This is a genomic window from Oceanobacillus sp. CFH 90083 (genome assembly GCF_009389585.1).
Classification (GTDB): Bacteria; Bacillota; Bacilli; order Bacillales; family Amphibacillaceae; genus Oceanobacillus.
Genome location: NZ_VIYG01000005.1, coordinates 189,878 through 209,534 on the forward strand (window position 1 = coordinate 189,878; position 19,657 = coordinate 209,534).

Sequence of the window (19,657 nt, forward strand, 5' to 3'; positions counted from 1 at the left end):
TAAATGTCAACTAAACTTCATTTTAACATATTTTTCGTGGAATAAGGTACAATAATCGGCTGAATTTGTTTTCCATTTAATGCAGCCTCTGCTGCAGGAATTAATTCATTCAGATTTGCTGAGAGCGATGAGGGCTTCTGATAAGGATTATCCTGCCCGAATGGCACAAAATAAATATGCTTTGCATTCAGTAATACAGCTAAGTTCTTGGCGTTTAATCCAAGTGCATCATTGGTCGTTAAAGCCAGTAGCACCGGATGCTCATTGCGGAGTGTAGACTTTGCAGCCATTAAGACGGCATTATCTGTATGCGCATTTGCCAGCTTGCTCATCGAATTCCCTGTTAACGGTGCTATAATCATTATGTCAAGCGGTTGATCCGGGCCATAAGGCTCTGCATCAGGAATGGTGGAAATTATCGAATGGTTGGTTATTTTTTTAAGCCTTTCTACATTATCTTTGGCGTTCCCATGCTTCGTATCTGTGTATTGAACGGTTTCTGTTATAAACGGAATGACTTCTGCCCCTTGATTGATTAACTCCTCGATGATCGGAAAAATATGAGGGAAGGTATGATGCGAGCCAGTCAAACCAAAACCAATCCGTTTATCAGTGAATATCATTCTAATGCACGCTCCTCCTCAAGAATTTGTTCCATCACATTCGCCAGTATTTTCCCCGCTGTCCTCGGTGCTACAATCCCCGGCAAGCTCCGTGCCAATATCGCATGAATCCCGCGCTTTTTTGCAAAATCAAAATCGGTCCCGCCCGGCTTTGATGCAAGGTCAATAATCACTGCATTCGTCGGCAGATTTTGAATGGCTTCTTTGGTTACAACCAGGCTTGGAATCGTATTGATTAAAATATCGCAATTCTCTGTATGACTACTTAGTTCATGTAAAGGCACTGCATGTAAGCCCATTTCTGTTATCCGGGCCAAGTCCCCAATACTTCTTGCACATACGGATACCTTTGCTCCAAGTGCAGAAAATTTATTGGCTACCGTATTTCCTACCCTTCCAAATCCTACCACCATCACCTGCGAGGAATGAACGGTTTGATCCGTATGCTCAAAAGCCATCATAATCGCTCCTTCAGCAGTTGGAATGGAATTATAAATGGCAACATCATCCCGATCAAGCAATGGCACGAGCGCTACACCTGCTTTTTCTGCCATACTTGTTAAGTAAGCATTTGTTATTCCCGTAAACACCGTACATCCTGCAGGTAATTTCTGAAACCATGCTTCATCTAAATTAATTTTCTTATCTGTAAAAACAGTTTCCACATTTCCTTTCGAATCCGTTCCTGTAATTGGCAAAACAACGACATCCAGCCTGCTCTGATCCAATTCAAATAACGCTAATTCATTTAAGCCTGTAAATCCCTGCTCCAGTTTATCAAATCCACAAAGAATCACTTCATTATCCTGATTACTTTTTAAGATTTTTATTAACTCTAAATATCTTGCATCTCCACCTATTACTGCAATCCGTCGACTCATTTTACGTATTACCTCCAGACAACTTTTCACGTATTCATGATTCGATATAGCTTATGAATTTTTAAGTCAGTGGTGAACACTTCAGCCATAAAAATACAGTTTCCTGTTAAAGAAAGGTGAAGACCTATGCCTGGAAAAGAAAAAAGCCTGTTTATCCCCGGAGAAAAGGTATCTCTATCAGATACCCTTTTTCACAAAATAAACAAGCTTCATCCTTTTAACCCGGAAAATGCACTTGACTTTCTGTTATCCTTCTTCAGGGAGCTTCGTATCGATCATAATCATATCCGTTCCAATTTTTCGGATGGATCTCCAATGAATCTTCGTCTCTTCTCCCTCTTTGACCAGACCAAACCATTTATAACTCGGAATGATAAATGCCTCAATTTGCCCTGTTTTCGGATTAATTTCCAGATCAGTTTGACCAAGCATACCAAGCCTTTTTCCTTCGTTCACATTAATGATTTCCTTATCTCCCATATCACGAAAGCGTACCATAGAAAAACTCCTTTTCTGTATTCTAATGGCAGGGCAGCCACAGCCTCAGGATAATGACGTTTCCTTTATATACTATATGTCCAAAATAAGAAAACATGCTTTTATCACCGTGCAGCTGTAAGACTTCCGCTTCCAGAGTGGAGGAAGGTTGAATTTTCTGAGTGGGAATCTTACAGCCAGTAAGGTCCAATTGGTTCAAAGGCTAGAGAGGCCGTTTTTGTCATATCTTTAGGTGTATGTACTTACAGAAATAGCGTTCAGCGGGAGTGAAAATCCTCACTGAACAACGAAGTTTTACTCTATTTACGGGTGTCCTCTGGTGCGATTAATGCCTGTGACGGCTGTTGCATTAATACATTTTGAATAACCTCTGTTACCTGCAGGTTTGTAATACTATCAATCTCCACAATCAAATCATCTAAGGAACGGTGCCTTTGCAATAATAATTCATTGCGGCCATTCCGTGACATCCGGCTGTTGGTGCTTTCTAATCCCAGCATCAGATTTCCTTTAATTTGCTCTTTGCTGTTTCGCAATTCTTTTTCTGTTAAGCCTTGTTCCACAAAATGCCGGAGCGTAGAATAAATGACTTCTTCCAATTGTCCCAGCTGATCTTTGCCAGTTCCAGCATAAATCGTAAGCAATCCATCATCTATAAATGCTGCATGATAAGAAAAGACAGAATAGGCAAGTCCTTTTTTCTCCCGCACTTCCTGGAATAAGCGTGAGCTCATGCTGCCTCCGAGCACATTATTCATAATAGATAAAGGATATAACAGCTTGTCCCCTACCTCATATCCTTTATATCCAAGGCAAAGATGCGCCTGCTCTGTATCTTTACTCCGATAAATCGCTTCTTGCAGGAAAACTGGCTTTATTATCGCTTCTTCAGCAGATGCATTCCTTGTAAAAGATCCAAAATAGGCATCAATATTATGGATAAATTCACTTGATACATTACCTGCCACAGAAACAACAACATGATCAGGCGTATAATGATCTTCTACATACTGCTGTAATTGCTTTTGATGAAAAGACGCCAGCTGTTTTTCCGTACCAAGTATAGGATATCCTAATGGATGCTCGCCATATGCAGCTTCTGCCAGTAAATCATGCACAATATCATCAGGGGTATCCTCACACATTTTTATTTCTTCATAGACGACCTTCTTTTCTCTTTCCATCTCATCTTCATCAAATGTCGATTCAAAAAACATATCTGCTAATACTTCCAAGGCAAATTCCTTATGTGTATCTAAAACCTTTGCATAAAAACATGTATATTCTTTTGACGTAAAAGCATTAATTTGCCCGCCGATAGAGTCAAATGCCTCTGCAATATCCTGTGCACTTCTTGTTTTCGTTCCTTTAAAAAACATATGCTCTAAGAAATGTGAAATACCATTATTATGGCTTGTTTCATTTCTAGACCCTGTTTTAATCCATATACCTATCGTGACAGAACGAACAGCCGGCATGGATTCTAATATAATTCGTACTCCATTACTGCTTGTATATTTTTCTACCAACTTATATCCTCCTATACTTCTTAACCTAACGCGATTCACTTAATAACGATTCTACTGTTCCTATTTTATAACCCTTTTCTTTGATAATCGTAATCATTTGCTCCAGCCCCTTCGTGCTTGCTTCGGTCGGATGCATTAAAATCATTGCGCCTGGATGAACATTTTTTTCTATGCGATTAACCATAACAGAAACGGACGGATTCTTCCAATCAATTGTATCAACCGTCCATAAAATGGTTTCCATCTCCAACTCTGCTGCCGTTTCTACGGTTTCGTCCTTATAGCTTCCACTCGGCGGTGCAAACCATTTTGGCTGCTCTCCTGTGATTGTTTTTAAAATTTGATTCGTCTCTTCTATCTGCGCACGGGCATTACTCTTATCAAGAGTCGCCATATCTGGATGATTATAGGCATGATTGCCGATTAAATGTCCTTCCTCTTCAATCATTTTAACAAGGCTTGCATTATTTTGTGCCCATTTTCCTTCAATGAAAAAGGTCGCTTTCACTTGGTTGTCCTTTAAGATTTGCAGCATTTCCGGGATGTATGCTTCTCCCCAGGAAACATTAATTAAAAAAGAGACCATTTCTTTTTTGGGATGTCCTCGAAAAATGGGGGAGGGCTCTAGATCTTCCAGTAAAACGTCCGGGGAAGTTTCATCAAAAACAAGTAGCTGTTCATCCCATTTATTTGCTTCTTTCATTTTCTGATAAGATTCCTCTACATTTACTTCTAAACCGTTCCGTCCCGGCGTCTTCTTCCAAACCTTATCAATAAAAGCATTTTCCGCCTCTTCCTGGTAGGCATCCTTTTTTTGCTCAATTTCCATGTAAAGCTCATCTTTTGTATTACTTACTTCTATGTCTAAGGGTTCCATTACCACAGAATCTGTTTGAAAAGGATTATGTTGTATGTCAAAGACCGTAAATATTAAAATAAGAAACACAAGAACATGTACATATTTCAAATACCGCTTCATCCTTAATCCCTCCCTCACCTTATTTTTATGTTGATAGAGGGACAAGTATGAATGATTTTAAGAACTGCATTGCTCATCTCTTCTATTCATAAAGAAAACTTACTTGGAAAGAGCGCAGGATTGATCACCTGCGTTGGAGGCCGGGACTGCAATCACTCTCTTAAAGTGTAAAAAAGAAACTGAATAAAAATCAGTTTCTTTTTGTTATAGAGATATATTTTCGTCTTTACATGGAAAAGTGGTTCTAATTATGATTTGGCATCTGCTTTCTTTTCATCCTGGAGAACTGCTTTTCTGGAAAGGTTGATTCTTCCTTGACGGTCAATTTCTTTTACTTTCACCATGATTTGATCACCGATAGAAACAGCATCTTCCACTTTATTTGTGCGTTCCTCAGCAAGCTCGGAAATATGAACCAGTCCATCTTTTCCTTTGAACAGTTCCACGAATGCGCCAAATTTTTCAATACGTTTTACTGTACCGAGATACAGCTGACCAACTTCTACTTCACGCACAAGATCTTCAATGATTTTCTTCGCTTTTTGGTTCATGTTATTATCTGTTGATGAGATAAAGACATTACCATCCTGTTCAATATCAATTTTTACACCAGTTTCATCAATAATTTGATTGATTTGTTTTCCGCTTGGTCCAATCACATCACGAATTTTATCTGGATTAATTGTCATCGTTAAGATTTTTGGTGCATATTCAGACAATTCTTCCTTAGGCTGTCCAATTGTCTCAAGCATAGAATCTAAGATGTGCATACGGCCTTTTTTGGCTTGAGTCAGTGCTTCCTCTAAAATCGCACGGGATAAGCCATCAATTTTGATATCCATTTGCAATGCTGTAACACCTTTTTCTGTGCCGGCTACTTTAAAGTCCATGTCACCAAGCGCATCTTCCATGCCCTGGATATCAGAAAGAATCGTATAGTCATCTCCTGATTTAACCAATCCCATAGCAATACCAGCAACTGGTGCTTTAATTGGCACACCGGCATCCATCATAGCTAAGGTACTTGCACAAATACTTGCTTGTGAGGTAGAACCATTTGATTCCAGAACCTCTGATACAAGCCGAATCGTATAAGGGAAATCTTTTTCATTTGGCACCACTTTTTCAAGAGCACGTTCTCCCAGTGCCCCATGCCCGATTTCACGACGTCCCGGTCCACGGATTGGTCCAGTCTCCCCTACACTATATTGCGGGAAATTATAATGGTGCATAAAGCGTTTTGTCTCTTCTAAATCAAGTCCGTCCAGAATCTGTACATCACCTAATGCTCCTAATGTACATACACTTAAGGCCTGTGTTTGACCACGTGTAAATAAACCGGAACCATGCGTACGCGGAAGAACATGAATACGGGAAGACAAGGGACGAATTTCATCTACTTTCCGTCCATCTGGACGTACTTTTTCTTTGGTAATCAGACGGCGTACTTCTTCTTTCACAAGCTTGTCCAATACAGATTTAACTTGTTTAATTGTAGCTTCTTCCGCCTCTTCATCCTCATATTTTTCAACAATTTCCTGCTTCACAGCATCAATTGCATCTTCACGTGCATGTTTTTCAACAACTTGAATTGCTTCAAGAAGCTTTTCTTTTGCTTCAGCTTCCACTTTCTGTACAAGTGCTTCATCTATCTCGGAAACAACAACCTCAAATTTTTCTTTACCGAACACTTGGATAATTTCTTCCTGGAAGGCAACTAGGCGCTTGATTTCTTCATGTCCAAACATAATTGCCTCAAGCATCACATCTTCCGGCACCTCATCCGCACCAGCCTCTACCATGTTAATCGCATCTTTGGTTCCGGCAACGGTTAAGTCAATATCGCTCTTTGCTTCCTGTTCAATCGTAGGGTTAATAATTAACTCCCCATCCACACGACCGACATGAACACCTGCAATCGGCTGTTCAAAAGGAATATCAGAAATACCTAAAGCAATGGATGAACCAATCATTGCAGCAATTTCTGACGAACAATCCTGATCCACACTCATTACTGTGCTGATTACTTGTACCTCATTACGAAAGCCATCAGGGAATAATGGACGAATCGGGCGGTCAATCAGCCGGGAAGACAGGATTGCTTTCTCGCTCGGACGTCCTTCACGTTTAATAAATCCTCCTGGAATCTTCCCTACCGCATATAATCTTTCTTCATAGTTTACTGTTAATGGAAAGAATGGTAAATCTTTCGGCTCTTTGGAAGCTGTTGCTACAGATAGTACAGAAGTGTCTCCATAATGAATCATGCAGGCACCGTTTGCTTGTTTTGCCAGCTCCCCTACTTCAACAGTAAATTTCTTTCCTGAAATCTCCGTAGAGAATAGCTTTTTTTCATCTGCCATTAGTTTTGTTGCTCCTTTCAAGGCTACAGCAATTTAAATATATATGTAGCACTTCATCTAGTACAAATTTTCTTCTATTTATATTATTTACAAAAGAATCTCTTTTTATAGAATAAACGATAGCCTGTCAGGAATCAATTCCTACCTTTTTTAAAGGAGAAAATAAAGACCTCATCCATTGGTGGCTACTTTTTTACATAAAAGAAAAAGCAGGATTGCTCCTGCTTTTTGCGCTATTAACGACGTAAACCAAGTTTTTTGATTAATTCACGATAACGGGTAACATCTTTATTACGTAGATAAGTTAATAGGTTACGGCGTTTACCTACCATTTTCAAAAGACCTCGGCGTGAATGGTGGTCTTTTTTGTGTGTACGTAAATGTTCGTTCAATGCAGTGATTTCTGCAGTCAGGACAGCGATTTGAACCTCTGGAGATCCAGTATCTGTGTCGTGAACCTTGTACTCATTAATAATTTCGTTTTTACGTTCTTGTGTAATTGCCATGATGGCACCTCCAAAATAATATTTGTTATCCCCAATCCCCTCGCATACGTCGGAGTTACGTGATGCCAAGCGATGGTTGTACAAATATAAGAATAGCGTTTTTGAAGAGAAAAATCAAGTATAAGTTTACCTATTTGCTACATAAGCTCTAATTTCTTTCTCATCGTGCTGCATTCTTTCAATCAAAGCTTCCTTCGAATCAAATTTAATTTCTTCTCTTGTGTAAGACAGCCATTCTATCGTTAATTCTTCACCATATAAATTACCGTCAAAGTCAAATAGATATACTTCCACAGACAGATCTTCCATATCTTCTGTAAATGTCGGGTTAGTTCCGATATTCGCCATACCGCCATATATTTTATCCTTGTGACGAACGCGAGTCGCATATACCCCCTGTTTGGGCAATAAAGCGTCATTGGATATCGACAGATTAGCAGTTGGATAACCGAGCTCACGTCCGCGACGTGCTCCTTTTACGACCAATCCGCTAGTTGCAAAGGGTCTTCCTAACAGCTGCTCTGCCTGTTCCATATTTCCTGACGCCAACGCTGCTCTAATTCGGGTGGAGCTGACCTTTTCTTCATCTAACGTAATTTTTCCAATCGTTTCCCAGGTAAACAGATCTCTTGCATAATCCTGCATATCAGCCATTTTCCCCTGTCCTTTATAGCCAAAAGAATAATCAAAGCCTGCTACAAGATGTTTAATATTCAGCCCAATAATAAAATGGTCAATAAATTCTTGCGGATGAAGCTTCGACAGTTCCTGATTGAACTGAATAATGTACAGACGGTCTACTTGCAAGCTCTCCAGTATTGCTTTTTTTTCAGAAGATATGGTTATGTACTTAACATGCTGCACATCTTTTCTTAACACGACCGATGGATGTGGAAAAAAAGTAATAACAGCACTTTCCATATTATCTTGCTTCGCTTTATCTACTGCCTCCTGAATGACTTTTTGATGCCCTTTATGAATACCATCAAAAAAGCCGATAGCACTGACTGTTTCCGGTAAATCCTCCCTATGTAACGTATGCGGATAGGATAATTCAATTGTTTTCACCCTGCTACACCTGCACTTTCTTTCGTTAGAATACCCTCAATGGTTTAACTTGATCTGGTTTTTCTGGATGCTTTCTGTAGATAGCTAACACTTCTTCTTTATTGGTAAATACAAATGGATCATTTGTCAGCGGGGCATCTGTCATAGCTAATTTCTGACCATTTTTTATCCGAGTCTTTAATGCTTCATCTACTTCTTGCTGCACTAAATGACTTAACCCTTCCGAGATTGGACTTAGTAGCTGCTCCTGTTCATTCTTTGCAGCCGCCTCTTCTATCATAGCAAAAGTAACCGTATTTTTCTTGGAAAAACTACCGGTTTTTATCCGTTCCAACTGAAGCATATGCGCCGGGTAACCTAATTTCTCTCCTATATCCACACATAATGTTCTGATATAGGTTCCCTTTGAACATTCTACATAGATATCAAAGGATTTTTTTTCTTCATCTATCCCCAGCAGCTGAATATCATGAATAAAAACTTCCCTGACTGGCCTCTCCACTGCTTCATTTGCTCTTGCATATTCATAAAGCTTTTTTCCGTTTACTTTTACAGCAGAATACATGGGCGGAATTTGCGTAATCATTCCTTGAAATTTTTCTAAAACAGCTTCTATTTCTGCTTTTTCAGGCATACGAGCAACTTCTTTTTCCTCGATAACATTTCCTGTTGCATCTTCTGTTTCCGTGGATGCTCCTAATGCAACCGTACCAAGATAGACTTTTTTCGTATCCGTAAGAAACGGAACAATTTTCGTGGCATTGCCAATACAAATAGGCAAAACTCCCTCAACCTCCGGATCTAACGTCCCTGTATGCCCTACTTTTTTCGTATTAAAATAGCGGCGGCATTTAGCCACGCAATCAAAAGAAGTCATTCCTTTTGGCTTCCAAAGCGGCAGGATACCATTCATCGTCAAACACCGTCCTTTCTTCTATGGAATTCATTTTTATAAGCTTGTTTGCATTCTTTTCTTTATGTAGTTATAGACTTAAGAAAAGCACTTAGTCTTTAAAACCTTAGTCTCTTTTTATACTTATTCTTATAAAAAACTGATCCCTGCCTGGAAGCAGAAGGATCAGTTTTTCAAAATTACTTATTTAGATCTCTTAAAATAGAGTCTATTCGGTTACCTTGCTCAAATGCTTCGTCAAATTCGAAGGTAAGTTCAGGCGTTTTGCGCAAACGAATTCGCTTGCCAATTTCGGAACGGATGAATCCTTTTGCTTTTGCAAGCCCTAATAAGGTTTCCTGCTTTTTCTTCTCATCGCCTAATACCGAAATAAAAACTTTTGCCTGCTGCAAATCACCGGTTACCTCAACATCCGTAACCGTTACAAAACCAACACGGGGATCTTTAATTTTTCTGGATAAAATATCACCCAGCTCTTTTTTCATTTGTTCTGCAACCCGATGAGCTCTCAATTCAGACATTTATCTCACCTCACATAGCTCTATGCATTTTCGTTATAGTACATGTCCTTTTATAATCGTTCTATATTTGTTATTGTTCTCTCTAATTCAGAAAAAGAATCAATTGTATTTAATGCTTGTTGTATCACTTTTTCAGCATGCACATAATCGGTGGAAATGATAACAATCCCCAATTTGGTCCGTTGCCACATATCATGAAATCCGAGCTCTGTGACAGAAACATTAAAAGACTGGCGCAGCCTATGAATAACCCGTTTCAAAACGGAGCGTTTGGCCTTTAATGAGTTTCCTTCATACAACATACATTCTACTTCTGCATAGAGAATCATTTTCGTTCAATTTCTTCCATGACATAGGCTTCAATAATGTCGCCTTCTTTAATATCATTGAAGTTTGTTAATGTGATACCACATTCATAATTTTGCTGTACTTCTTTTACATCATCTTTAAAGCGTTTCAGGGCGAGCAGCTCACCTTCATAGAGAACTACACCATCACGAATCAGGCGAACACTGGAATCTCTGGTAATTTTACCATCTGTTACATAGCTTCCGGCAATAGTGCCAATGCGGGTCACTTTAAATGTTTCACGGACTTCCGCTTGACCGATAACTTTTTCTTCATATTCCGGATCAAGAAGACCTTTCATTGCTGCTTCTATTTCTTCAATAGCGCTGTAAATAACACGATGAAGACGCATATCAATTTTTTCAGATTCTGCAGCTCTTTTCGCATTCGTATCCGGACGAACATTGAAGCCAATCACAATCGCATTCGATGCAGATGCGAGGATGATATCAGATTCTGTAATCGCTCCAACACCAGTATGAATGATTTTTACATTAACACCTTCTACTTCTATCTTACGTAAAGAAGCGGCTAATGCTTCCACGGATCCTTGTACATCCGCTTTAACAATAATATTTAACTCTTTCATTTCGCCTTGCTTAATTTGTTCAAATAAATCATCTAAGCTGACTGTTGATTGTCCGCTGCGATTCTCAACAATCTGCTTTTGTTGACGTGCTGAACCAATTTGACGGGCTTTTTTCTCATCAGAAAATGCAAGGAACTGGTCTCCCGCTTGAGGAACATCCTGTAATCCCGTAATTTCTACTGGAGCTGATGGACCAACCTCTGTTACACGCTGCCCGATATCATTTACCATTGCACGTACTTTTCCGTATGTGCTTCCAACAACAAGCGGATCTCCGACGCGCAGGGTTCCATTCTGTACAAGCAGTGTTGCCACAGAGCCTCTGCCTTTATCCAATTGTGCGTCAATCACTGTACCGAAAGCTCTCGCCTCCGGGTTTGCTTTTAATTCTTCCACTTCTGCAACTAATAAAATCATTTCCAGAAGGTCATCGATACCTTCTCCCTTAATCGCAGAAAGGTTTACAAAGATTGTACTTCCGCCCCAATCCTCAGGAATTAATTCATGCTCCGTTAATTCCTGCATCACGCGGTCTGGATTTGCACCTTCTTTATCCATTTTATTAACTGCTACAATAATTGGTACTTCTGCAGCCTTTGCGTGGTTAATTGCTTCTACCGTTTGCGGCATAACACCATCATCAGCAGCAACAACTAAAATAGCAATATCCGTTACTTGTGCACCACGGGACCGCATGCTGGTAAATGCTGCGTGGCCCGGTGTATCTAAGAACGTAATTTTCTTTCCATTGTTTTCCACCTGATATGCACCGATATGCTGTGTAATACCGCCGGCCTCTCCTGCTGTAACCTTGGTATGACGAATCGCATCTAATAAGGTTGTTTTCCCATGGTCAACGTGTCCCATAATCGTAACAACAGCAGGACGCTCCTGTAATTTGTCGCTGTCGTCTTCTTCAATATATTTATCAAGATCTGTATCTTCTAAAATAATTTCTTTTTCAACCTCGACATTATATTCCTCACAGATTAATTCGACAGCATCATCCTCCAGGTCCTGGTTTTTTGTTGCCATAACACCCATAAACATTAATTTTTTGATGATTTCCGCCGGTTCCTTATGAAGTTTTTCTGCTAAATCCTGTACAGTTAATGTACCATGGTACGTAATTTTACTTGGAGTCTCTTTCACTAATGACTGCCCCTTTTGTGATTGATGTTGTTTACCTTTTTTAGAGGATTTTTGGTTTTTATTCTTAGGATTATCTTTCTTTGCATGTTGATTTGCATTCGATTGATTCGATGCTTTTTTATTTTTCTGCTGCTTATTCTTATTCACTGGATTGTTGTTGTTTTTATCTTGTTTTGTCTGCGGGTTAAATTTTTCATCCAATTGCTGGATCTCTTTCTCAGAAATCATAGACATATGATTGGAAACTTCCACATTCTTGTCTTTTAAAAATTGAATAACTTCCTTACTCGCTACATTATTTTTCTTTGCATATTCATATACACGTATTTTGCTCATACGTTCACCCCCGGATTAAATTATCCAACGAACTAAAAGCTAAAGAGCGCCCGCTAAAAAACGTAGAGACCCTTGCGGCGCAACTGAGATAAAGGAAACATGCCCCTTTAGGGGTATGCCGACGTTAGGCTTCAGCCTGGGTTTAGTCGGCCTTCCTTAGAGCTGATATTGACTTTCACCACAGGCATAAGTGCGACTACGCTTCTGTCTGCGCCTGTCGGCTTGCCAGTCAGCAAGTCTTCTTTATCGTAGGGCGCTCACGTGTTAGCTCACTAGTTTTTGGCGCTCAGAGCTAGACAGCTATATCCATAGCCTGGGAGTTAACTCACGAAAAAGGTTATACTTTCTTCGTTAATAAAGAAAGGAGTTTTTTTGCAAAGCCTGCATCTAATATTGCTATAGCTACACGCTGTTCTTTCCCAATTGCTTGCGAGATAATATCTCGATTATCGACAAATCGGTATGGAATATTGTACGAGCTACATTTATCTGAAAGTTTCTTTTTGGTTTGCGGCCCAATATCTTCAGCCAATAAAACAAGCTTTGCACGACCTTTACGAATATCCTTTATAATTGTATCTTCTCCTGTTGAGCATTTTCCAGCTCTGACAGCGAGACCAATGATGTTTAAATAGTTAGGATTCATGTCATTCTCCCTCTACTAAAGCTTCTAACTCATCGTAGATTGTTGGACTTACTTCTGCGTTCAATGTTTTGTTAAGCGCACCTGTTTTCCGAGCCTGTTCGATGACAGACTTACTCTTGGAAAGGTAAGCTCCGCGACCATTTTTCTTGCCTGTTTCATCTACGAATACTTCCCCTTCCTTATTCCTGACAATGCGGATTAAGTCTTTTTTAGGTTTCATTTCATTTGTAATAACACATTTTCTTTCTGGTACTTTTTTCTTCTTAACCAAGTGAAATACCTCCTTATTCAAACAAGTCTTCACTGTTGTCAGAATAAGCTTCTTCTAATTCTACATCACCCAGCAAACCCTCTGCACGTGCATCCGATTCACTTTTAATATCGATTTTCCAGCCTGTAAGCTTCGCAGCCAGACGCGCATTCTGTCCTCTTTTCCCAATGGCAAGTGACAGCTGGTAATCCGGCACAACTACTGTTGTTGCCTTTTCTTCTTCATCAACAAATACTTTCAATACTTTAGAAGGACTTAATGCATTCGATACGTAAACGACTGGATCCTCAGACCATTCTACAATATCAATTTTTTCCCCTTTTAATTCTGTTACAATTGCTTGAACACGCTGTCCTTTTTGTCCTACACAGGAACCTACCGGATCAATTTCCGGGTCTGGAGCATAAACAGAAATTTTAGAGCGGTCCCCGGCTTCACGGGAAACAGATTTAATTTCAACAATACCATCATAGATTTCTGGAACTTCCATTTCAAATAGTCGTTTTAACAAGCCTGGATGGGAGCGGGAAATATAGATTTGCGGTCCCTTACTTGTATTCTCAACCTTTGTCACATAAACCTTCAATCGATCATGAATATGGTATTCCTCTGTTGGCATCTGCTCTGCTTCTGCCAGCTTGGCTTCAATTTTCCCTAAGTTCACATAAATGAAGCGTGAATCCTTACGCTGAATAATGCCTGTCATGACATCGTCTTCTCGATCAATATATTCAGAGAAGATAACACCGCGCTCTGCCTCGCGCACCCGCTGCGTAACTACTTGCTTAGCAGCCTGTGCAGCAATACGTCCAAAATCTTTCGGAGTTACTTCTACTTCAATAATATCATCTGCTTCATAATTTGGATTAATACTTTTCGCTTCATCAAGAGATATTTCAAGCTGTGCGTCTTCTACATTTTCGACAATTGTTTTTCTTGCATAAACAGCCATCTTTCCAGTGGTCTCATTTAACTCTACCCGAACATTCGATGCAGATTTAAAATTCTTTTTATAAGCAGAAATAAGCGCTGCTTCCAAAGCCTCCATCAAAATATCCTTATCTATCCCTTTTTCTTTTGCTAAATGATCAATCGCATCAAACAACTGCGTGCTCACTTTTTCTTTTCCCCCTTTTAAATGATGTTTACTTTTAATACTTCCTCTTTTCATTAAAACATGACTGCGAGTCTGGCTTTTGCTACCTTCTCATAAGGTATTTCTACGATTTGCTTTCTCGTTTTAACTTTGTATTCGATCAAAAGACTATCGTTCTCCACATTTTGTAAAATACCCTCGTATGTTTTTTCACCGTCAATTTTTTCATATAACTTTACAAAAACATTCTTTCCAATATTTTTTTGCAAGTCTTCCAGCGTTTTTAACGGCTTTTCAACTCCCGGAGAGGATACTTCCAGGAAATAGGCTTCTTTAATCGGATCAGCTTCGTCCAGTTTTTCACTTAACCGTTCAGAAACTTCACCACATTCTACAATGTCAATACCGCCATCTTTATCAATATAGACACGCAGAAACCAGTTTTTCCCCTCTTTTACATACTCCACATCAACTAATTCTAAATTTTTCTCTTCTAAAATTGGATGAACTAATTCGGTTGTTATCTCAATTACCTTGGAACTCAAGTGTAAACCTCCTTTAACCATGTCCTTACGCCTTCACTCAATATAAAACCCCTGCCTAAAATATGGCGAGGGGAAGCAGAGAGTCTTGTTTATACTATAGAGAAGGATAAAATTTTAACGGAGAAGCAACTTTAACACAGCTAAAATCTTAAGGTCTATAGTATAAGTGCAGCGGTTTTATGGGGTGAGTAATTGCAACCCCAGCAGTTTTGTGGCGTGAGTAATCACAATGCTTTTCAATCGCAGTCCCAGCCCCAGCTAAAGCAATCCAGTACTGTTAGACTTGGACCGCCAAGTTTTCTTTAGGCGGGTATGAATAAAGAGTGGGTGTGCACCCACTCTTTACATTCGTACCTATCGAACATTCTTACCAAAAACAGTATAGCATATTCTATACCCCTTTGCAAACCATCAAATCAAGACTTTAGAGCTTTTTAGCGCCTTGTCATTTCTATTAGTTTTTCCAAAATCAAGTGACTTTATGCGTTTAGCATTCCGTTTAGAATAAGGAAAGCTGATTCTTCTCCTCCATTCCTTCCAAACATCCGTGATTATCCAAATACTCCAGTACTGTTTTAGAGATTTTACTTCTCTCTCTTAAATCTTCTTTAGATAAAAATTCGCCTTCTTCACGTGCTTTGACAATATTTAAGGCTGCATTCGTACCTAAACCGTCTACGGCATTAAAAGGAGGCAGCAAGGAATCACCATCAACGATAAATTCGGTTGCACTTGATTTATATAAATCTACCTTTTTAAGGGATAAGCCGCGTTCACACATTTCCAAGGAAATCTCTAACACCGTAAGTAAGTTTTTCTCTTTAGGTGAAGCATCATTACCTTTGTAGTTGATTTCCTCCATCCGTTTGCGAATGGCGTCTGATCCCTTAATCATCGTATCTAATTCAAAATCATCTGCACGGACTGTGAAATAAGCAGCATAGAAAAGAATCGGATGATGTACCTTAAAGTAAGCAATCCGCACAGCCATTAAAACATAGGCTGCGGCATGGGCTTTCGGAAACATGTATTTAATTTTCTTACAAGATTCAATATACCAGTCTGGTACATTATTTTTCTTCATTTCTTCGATCCATTCATCCTTTAGTCCTTTTCCTTTACGGACAAACTCCATGATATTAAATGCTAAGGAAGGCTCTAATCCTTTATGCATTAAATATACCATAATATCATCACGACACCCGATTACATCTGGAAGCTTGCAAGTACCGTTATTAATCAGCTCCTGTGCATTGCCGAGCCATACATCTGTACCATGAGACAGACCAGATATAATTAACAGCTCCGCAAATGTTTTCGGTTTTGTATCTTCAAGCATCTGCCGAACAAATTTTGTACCAAACTCAGGTACACCCAATGTTCCGGTCTTACATTGGATCTGCTCGGGAGTAACACCTAAAGATTCTGTACCGCCAAAGATTTTCATTACCTCTTCATCATCTGTCGGAATCGTTTTTGGATCAATTCCGCTTAAATCCTGGAGCATGCGAATAACGGTCGGATCATCGTGTCCAAGTATATCCAGCTTCAGCAGATTATCATGAATGGAATGGAAATCAAAATGCGTTGTCCGCCATTCACTGTTTCTATCGTCCGCCGGGAACTGGATTGGTGTGAAATCATAGATTTCTTTATCATCGGGAACAACAATAATTCCCCCTGGATGCTGCCCAGTCGTTCTTTTTACTCCTGTACAGCCTTGTACAAGACGGTCAATTTCCGCATTTTTATAAATAAGCTGATGATCGGATGCATAGCCTTTCACATAACCATAAGCCGTTTTTTCAGCTACTGTTCCTATCGTTCCTGCCCGGTACACCTTATCAACCCCAAACAATTCTTTTGTATAATTGTGTGCACGCGGCTGATAGTCTCCTGAAAAGTTCAAATCAATATCAGGTACTTTATCTCCTTTAAAGCCTAAGAACGTCTCAAAAGGAATATCCTGTCCATCTTTTTTCAAAGCTTCCCCGCATTCAGGACAATTTTTATCCTCTAAATCAAAACCGCTGGCTACTGAACCATCTGTAAAGAACTCAGAGTGTTTGCAGCTCGGGCAAACATAGTGGGGCGGGAGCGGGTTCACCTCTGTAATTTCCGTCATCGTCGCTACAAAGGATGAACCGACAGACCCCCTGGAGCCTACCAGGTAGCCGTCATCCAATGATTTTTTAACAAGCTTATGGGAAATTAAATAAATAACAGCAAACCCGTTTCCGATAATACTTTCCAGTTCTTTCTCCAGGCGGTTCGTCACAATTTCCGGTATTGGCTCCCCGTATACTCTTTTTGCCATGTTATAGCATAAATCACGCATTTCCTGTTCCGCACCTTCGATATTTGGTGTAAACAAATCATCTTGAATTGGGGAAATATCATCGATTTGATCAGCTAACTGGCGTGTATTTTGAATGACAATTTCTTTCGCCTTTTCTTTCCCTAAAAAGGAAAAGGCTCCAAGCATTTCACCGGTAGTCCGGAACGGGGTATCCGGCAGTGTTTGCCTATTTAATGGATTACCAGCCTGGGATGCAATTAATATTTGACGGTACTGCTTATCAATATCCTGCAAATAATGCACATTCCCTGTTGCTACTACAGGTTTATTCATCCGTTCACCAAGATCCGCCAGCTTCCGCAATATATCTACGACCTGTGCTTCATTTTGTACTAAATCCTTATCGACTAAATGCACATAGTTGCTTGGCGGCTGCACTTCAATATAATCATAAAACTCGGCAACCTGCTCCGCTTCCTCCTCGGATTTCTGCATCATTGTTTCGAAGACCTCTCCCCGATCACAAGCGGTTCCGATTAACAATCCTTTACGATATTTTTTCAATAAAGATCTTGGCAGCCTCGGTTCACGATAGAAATAATCGATATGTGCATGAGAAACAATCTTATAAAGATTTTTCAAGCCTTCCTGTGTCTGCGCCAAAATGGTACAGTGGAAAGGCCGGGAACGCTGATAGGCATTATTCTCTCCCATATGATTATTTAAGTCCTGATGATTGGTTATTTCCTTTTCCAATAATCTTTGAACAAGCTTCCACAATAAATATCCAGTAGCTTCCGCATCATAAATTGCTCGGTGATGCTGCGTCAATTCAATGTCTAAATGCTTACACAATGTATTTAGACGATGGTTTCTTAGTTCTGGTAACAGGAATCTCGCTAACTCTAAGGTGTCTATTACCGGATTAGCCGCTTTCTCATAGCCAATTCGTTTAAACCCCTGATTTAAGAAGCCCATATCGAAACTGGCATTATGCGCAACTAAGATATCCTCACCCATCCAGGCGTGAAAATCTTTTAATACATCACTCACCTCTGGAGCATCCTTGACCATATCATCCGTGATACCAGTTAAATTTGTTGTTGTTTCTGATAACGGATGATGCGGGTTGGCAAATGACTCAAATCGGTCAATAATCTCGCCGTCATGCACCTTTACAGCAGCTAATTCAATAATTGTATCGTACACAGCAGAAAGACCTGTTGTTTCCACGTCAAATACAATGTAGCTCGCATCTTTTAACACACGGTCACTCTCGTTATAGGCAATCGGAACACCATCATCGACAAGATTCGCCTCTACACCATAGAGCACTTTCACACCATGTTTCTTTCCTGCATAGTAAGCATCCGGAAAGCCCTGAACACCAGCATGATCTGTAATTGCTACAGCAGGATGTCCCCATTTACCAGCCTGTTCAACCAAAGCGTCTGGTGAAACAACTGCATCCATCTGACTCATTGTTGTGTGGGCATGCAGCTCTACTCTTTTTTCGTCTTCAGGTGCTTCGTCTTGTTTTGTTCTTACTTGAACCTCATGAATATCCTTTGCCATCATTGCCAGCTCATTGGTGTACATATCTGTCTGGATGCTGCCACGGGCTTTTACCCACATTCCTTTTTTAACAGATTGAAACTTGCTGACGTCCTCATCACCCTTGGAGAACATTTTAATTTGCAGAGAATCCGTATAGTCTGTTGCCTTAATAATTAACAGACTGCGTCCAGACCTCAGCTCTCTAATCTCCGAATCAAATACATAGCCTTGTACGGTAATACGTCTTTCTTCTTCTAAAATTTGATTCATCTCTGTCGGCTCATCCTGAATTTTATAGCCGATTGCTAGCGGCTGACTGACAGGGATATCTTTTTCTTTATCCCGTTTCTCTTTTTCTTGAACGGTTTTTTGAACAAGCGCCTGGTCTTCCTTCGCTTTGTTTTCCTGAAAGGCCTGCATTTCACTTTGATCTGCCTTCACCTCTAAATCAATAGAGAAGGGTCTGGATCCGATTGAAGAGCAGAATTGACTGAAGGCTGGTTCAAGCCTTTTTTTCAAAATATTTGATTCTGCTTCATTTCTTACGGTAAGCATAATCTTATTTTCCACAATTCGAGGTGTTTGCTGCCTCACCATTTCCTGATGTGCAGGAGAAATTGCTGTTGTTGCTAAAAAGTGTTTCCAATAAACACCAATATCTTTTTCATTACATTGCTTATTATCTGTATGTAATGTCAGCTCCACCTTCTCAGCGATCGATGAAAAGCTTTTTTGCAGGGACTGGTATAAGTATAAATATTCATCAAAAGGAAGCACATCTTCCAGATGAATATAGAAATGCCATTTTTTTTCTTGCTTATAAACCTCTACTTTTTCTAAAGAGCTTGCGGCAAAATACCTTTGAATCGATGCTTCAGACAGCTGTATTTGCTCCAGTAATAACTTCATTTTTTCTTGCTTGGAAATACTCATTTAT

General features: G+C 39.7%; 17 protein-coding genes. All 17 read right to left on the minus strand.

Annotated elements, in window-relative coordinates; translation table 11 throughout:
• Positions 1-17: 17 nt before the first annotated feature.
• The gene (gene dpaB, locus FLK20_RS09630) at positions 18-623 is read right to left on the minus strand and encodes a dipicolinate synthase subunit B (protein WP_152656349.1); all 606 of its coding nucleotides are present in this window, start codon (positions 621-623) and stop codon (positions 18-20) included.
• Positions 620-1,504 carry a dipicolinic acid synthetase subunit A gene (gene dpaA, locus FLK20_RS09635; protein WP_152656350.1) on the minus strand — a complete coding sequence of 295 codons (885 nt, stop codon included), beginning with the start codon at positions 1,502-1,504 and terminating at the stop codon, positions 620-622. The genes dpaB and dpaA overlap by 4 nt, the downstream gene beginning before the upstream one ends.
• Positions 1,505-1,750: 246 nt before the next feature.
• The gene (locus FLK20_RS09640; RefSeq protein WP_152656351.1) at positions 1,751-2,002 is read right to left on the minus strand and encodes a YlmC/YmxH family sporulation protein; all 252 of its coding nucleotides are present in this window, start codon (positions 2,000-2,002) and stop codon (positions 1,751-1,753) included.
• A gap of 299 nt (positions 2,003-2,301) precedes the next feature.
• Positions 2,302-3,531, minus strand: a complete 1,230-nt coding sequence (locus tag FLK20_RS09645; protein ID WP_152656352.1) for a M16 family metallopeptidase — start codon at positions 3,529-3,531, stop codon at positions 2,302-2,304.
• Positions 3,532-3,556: 25 nt separating this feature from the next.
• Positions 3,557-4,510, minus strand: coding sequence for a polysaccharide deacetylase family protein (locus FLK20_RS09650; protein ID WP_152656353.1), 954 nt, complete (start codon positions 4,508-4,510; stop codon positions 3,557-3,559).
• Positions 4,511-4,758: 248 nt separating this feature from the next.
• A complete protein-coding gene (pnp, locus tag FLK20_RS09655) occupies positions 4,759-6,873 on the minus strand; it encodes a polyribonucleotide nucleotidyltransferase (protein ID WP_152656354.1) in 2,115 nt (704 codons plus the stop codon).
• Between the two features lie 236 nt (positions 6,874-7,109).
• On the minus strand, positions 7,110-7,379 hold the full coding sequence (gene rpsO / locus FLK20_RS09660) for a 30S ribosomal protein S15 (RefSeq protein WP_040980194.1): 270 nt from the start codon (positions 7,377-7,379) through the stop codon (positions 7,110-7,112).
• Positions 7,380-7,505: 126 nt separating this feature from the next.
• On the minus strand, positions 7,506-8,447 hold the full coding sequence (locus FLK20_RS09665; RefSeq protein ID WP_152656355.1) for a bifunctional riboflavin kinase/FAD synthetase: 942 nt from the start codon (positions 8,445-8,447) through the stop codon (positions 7,506-7,508).
• 25 nt (positions 8,448-8,472) lie between these two features.
• On the minus strand, positions 8,473-9,360 hold the full coding sequence (truB, locus tag FLK20_RS09670) for a tRNA pseudouridine(55) synthase TruB (protein ID WP_152656519.1): 888 nt from the start codon (positions 9,358-9,360) through the stop codon (positions 8,473-8,475).
• A 179-nt stretch (positions 9,361-9,539) separates the two neighbouring features.
• Positions 9,540-9,881 (minus strand): 30S ribosome-binding factor RbfA, encoded by a 342-nt coding sequence (gene rbfA, locus FLK20_RS09675; RefSeq protein ID WP_152656356.1) that lies wholly within the window; start codon positions 9,879-9,881, stop codon positions 9,540-9,542.
• Positions 9,882-9,931: 50 nt separating this feature from the next.
• Complete coding sequence (locus tag FLK20_RS09680) at positions 9,932-10,210, minus strand: DUF503 domain-containing protein (protein ID WP_152656357.1); 279 nt, start codon at positions 10,208-10,210, stop codon at positions 9,932-9,934.
• A complete protein-coding gene (gene infB, locus FLK20_RS09685) occupies positions 10,207-12,306 on the minus strand; it encodes a translation initiation factor IF-2 (protein ID WP_152656358.1) in 2,100 nt (699 codons plus the stop codon). The genes FLK20_RS09680 and infB overlap by 4 nt, the downstream gene beginning before the upstream one ends.
• A 337-nt stretch (positions 12,307-12,643) precedes the next feature.
• Positions 12,644-12,952: a YlxQ family RNA-binding protein gene (locus tag FLK20_RS09690; RefSeq protein WP_152656359.1), complete on the minus strand. Its 309-nt coding sequence runs from the start codon at positions 12,950-12,952 to the stop codon at positions 12,644-12,646.
• A gap of 1 nt (position 12,953) precedes the next feature.
• A complete protein-coding gene (gene rnpM, locus FLK20_RS09695; protein ID WP_152656360.1) occupies positions 12,954-13,223 on the minus strand; it encodes an RNase P modulator RnpM in 270 nt (89 codons plus the stop codon).
• A gap of 13 nt (positions 13,224-13,236) precedes the next feature.
• The gene (gene nusA / locus FLK20_RS09700) at positions 13,237-14,340 is read right to left on the minus strand and encodes a transcription termination factor NusA (RefSeq protein ID WP_152656361.1); all 1,104 of its coding nucleotides are present in this window, start codon (positions 14,338-14,340) and stop codon (positions 13,237-13,239) included.
• Positions 14,341-14,393: 53 nt separating this feature from the next.
• Positions 14,394-14,864, minus strand: a complete 471-nt coding sequence (gene rimP, locus FLK20_RS09705) for a ribosome maturation factor RimP (protein ID WP_152656362.1) — start codon at positions 14,862-14,864, stop codon at positions 14,394-14,396.
• A gap of 499 nt (positions 14,865-15,363) precedes the next feature.
• Entirely contained in the window at positions 15,364-19,653 is a 4,290-nt protein-coding gene (locus tag FLK20_RS09710) for a PolC-type DNA polymerase III (RefSeq protein ID WP_152656363.1), read from the minus strand.
• Positions 19,654-19,657 lie beyond the last annotated feature (4 nt).

Excerpts from the sequence above, each read along its gene's own strand:
- rpsO (WP_040980194.1), bottom strand. The coding sequence starts at position 7,379 with ATGGCAATTACACAAGAACGTAAAAACGAAATTATTAATGAGTACAAG.
- dpaB (WP_152656349.1), bottom strand. The coding sequence starts at position 623 with ATGATATTCACTGATAAACGGATTGGTTTTGGTTTGACTGGCTCGCAT.
- pnp (WP_152656354.1), bottom strand. The coding sequence starts at position 6,873 with ATGGCAGATGAAAAAAAGCTATTCTCTACGGAGATTTCAGGAAAGAAA.
- FLK20_RS09640 (WP_152656351.1), bottom strand. The coding sequence starts at position 2,002 with ATGGTACGCTTTCGTGATATGGGAGATAAGGAAATCATTAATGTGAAC.
- FLK20_RS09710 (WP_152656363.1), bottom strand. The coding sequence starts at position 19,653 with ATGAGTATTTCCAAGCAAGAAAAAATGAAGTTATTACTGGAGCAAATA.
- FLK20_RS09690 (WP_152656359.1), bottom strand. The coding sequence starts at position 12,952 with ATGAATCCTAACTATTTAAACATCATTGGTCTCGCTGTCAGAGCTGGA.
- FLK20_RS09680 (WP_152656357.1), bottom strand. The coding sequence starts at position 10,210 with ATGATTCTCTATGCAGAAGTAGAATGTATGTTGTATGAAGGAAACTCA.
- dpaA (WP_152656350.1), bottom strand. The coding sequence starts at position 1,504 with ATGAGTCGACGGATTGCAGTAATAGGTGGAGATGCAAGATATTTAGAG.
- infB (WP_152656358.1), bottom strand. The coding sequence starts at position 12,306 with ATGAGCAAAATACGTGTATATGAATATGCAAAGAAAAATAATGTAGCG.
- rbfA (WP_152656356.1), bottom strand. The coding sequence starts at position 9,881 with ATGTCTGAATTGAGAGCTCATCGGGTTGCAGAACAAATGAAAAAAGAG.
- FLK20_RS09650 (WP_152656353.1), bottom strand. The coding sequence starts at position 4,510 with ATGAAGCGGTATTTGAAATATGTACATGTTCTTGTGTTTCTTATTTTA.
- truB (WP_152656519.1), bottom strand. The coding sequence starts at position 9,360 with ATGAATGGTATCCTGCCGCTTTGGAAGCCAAAAGGAATGACTTCTTTT.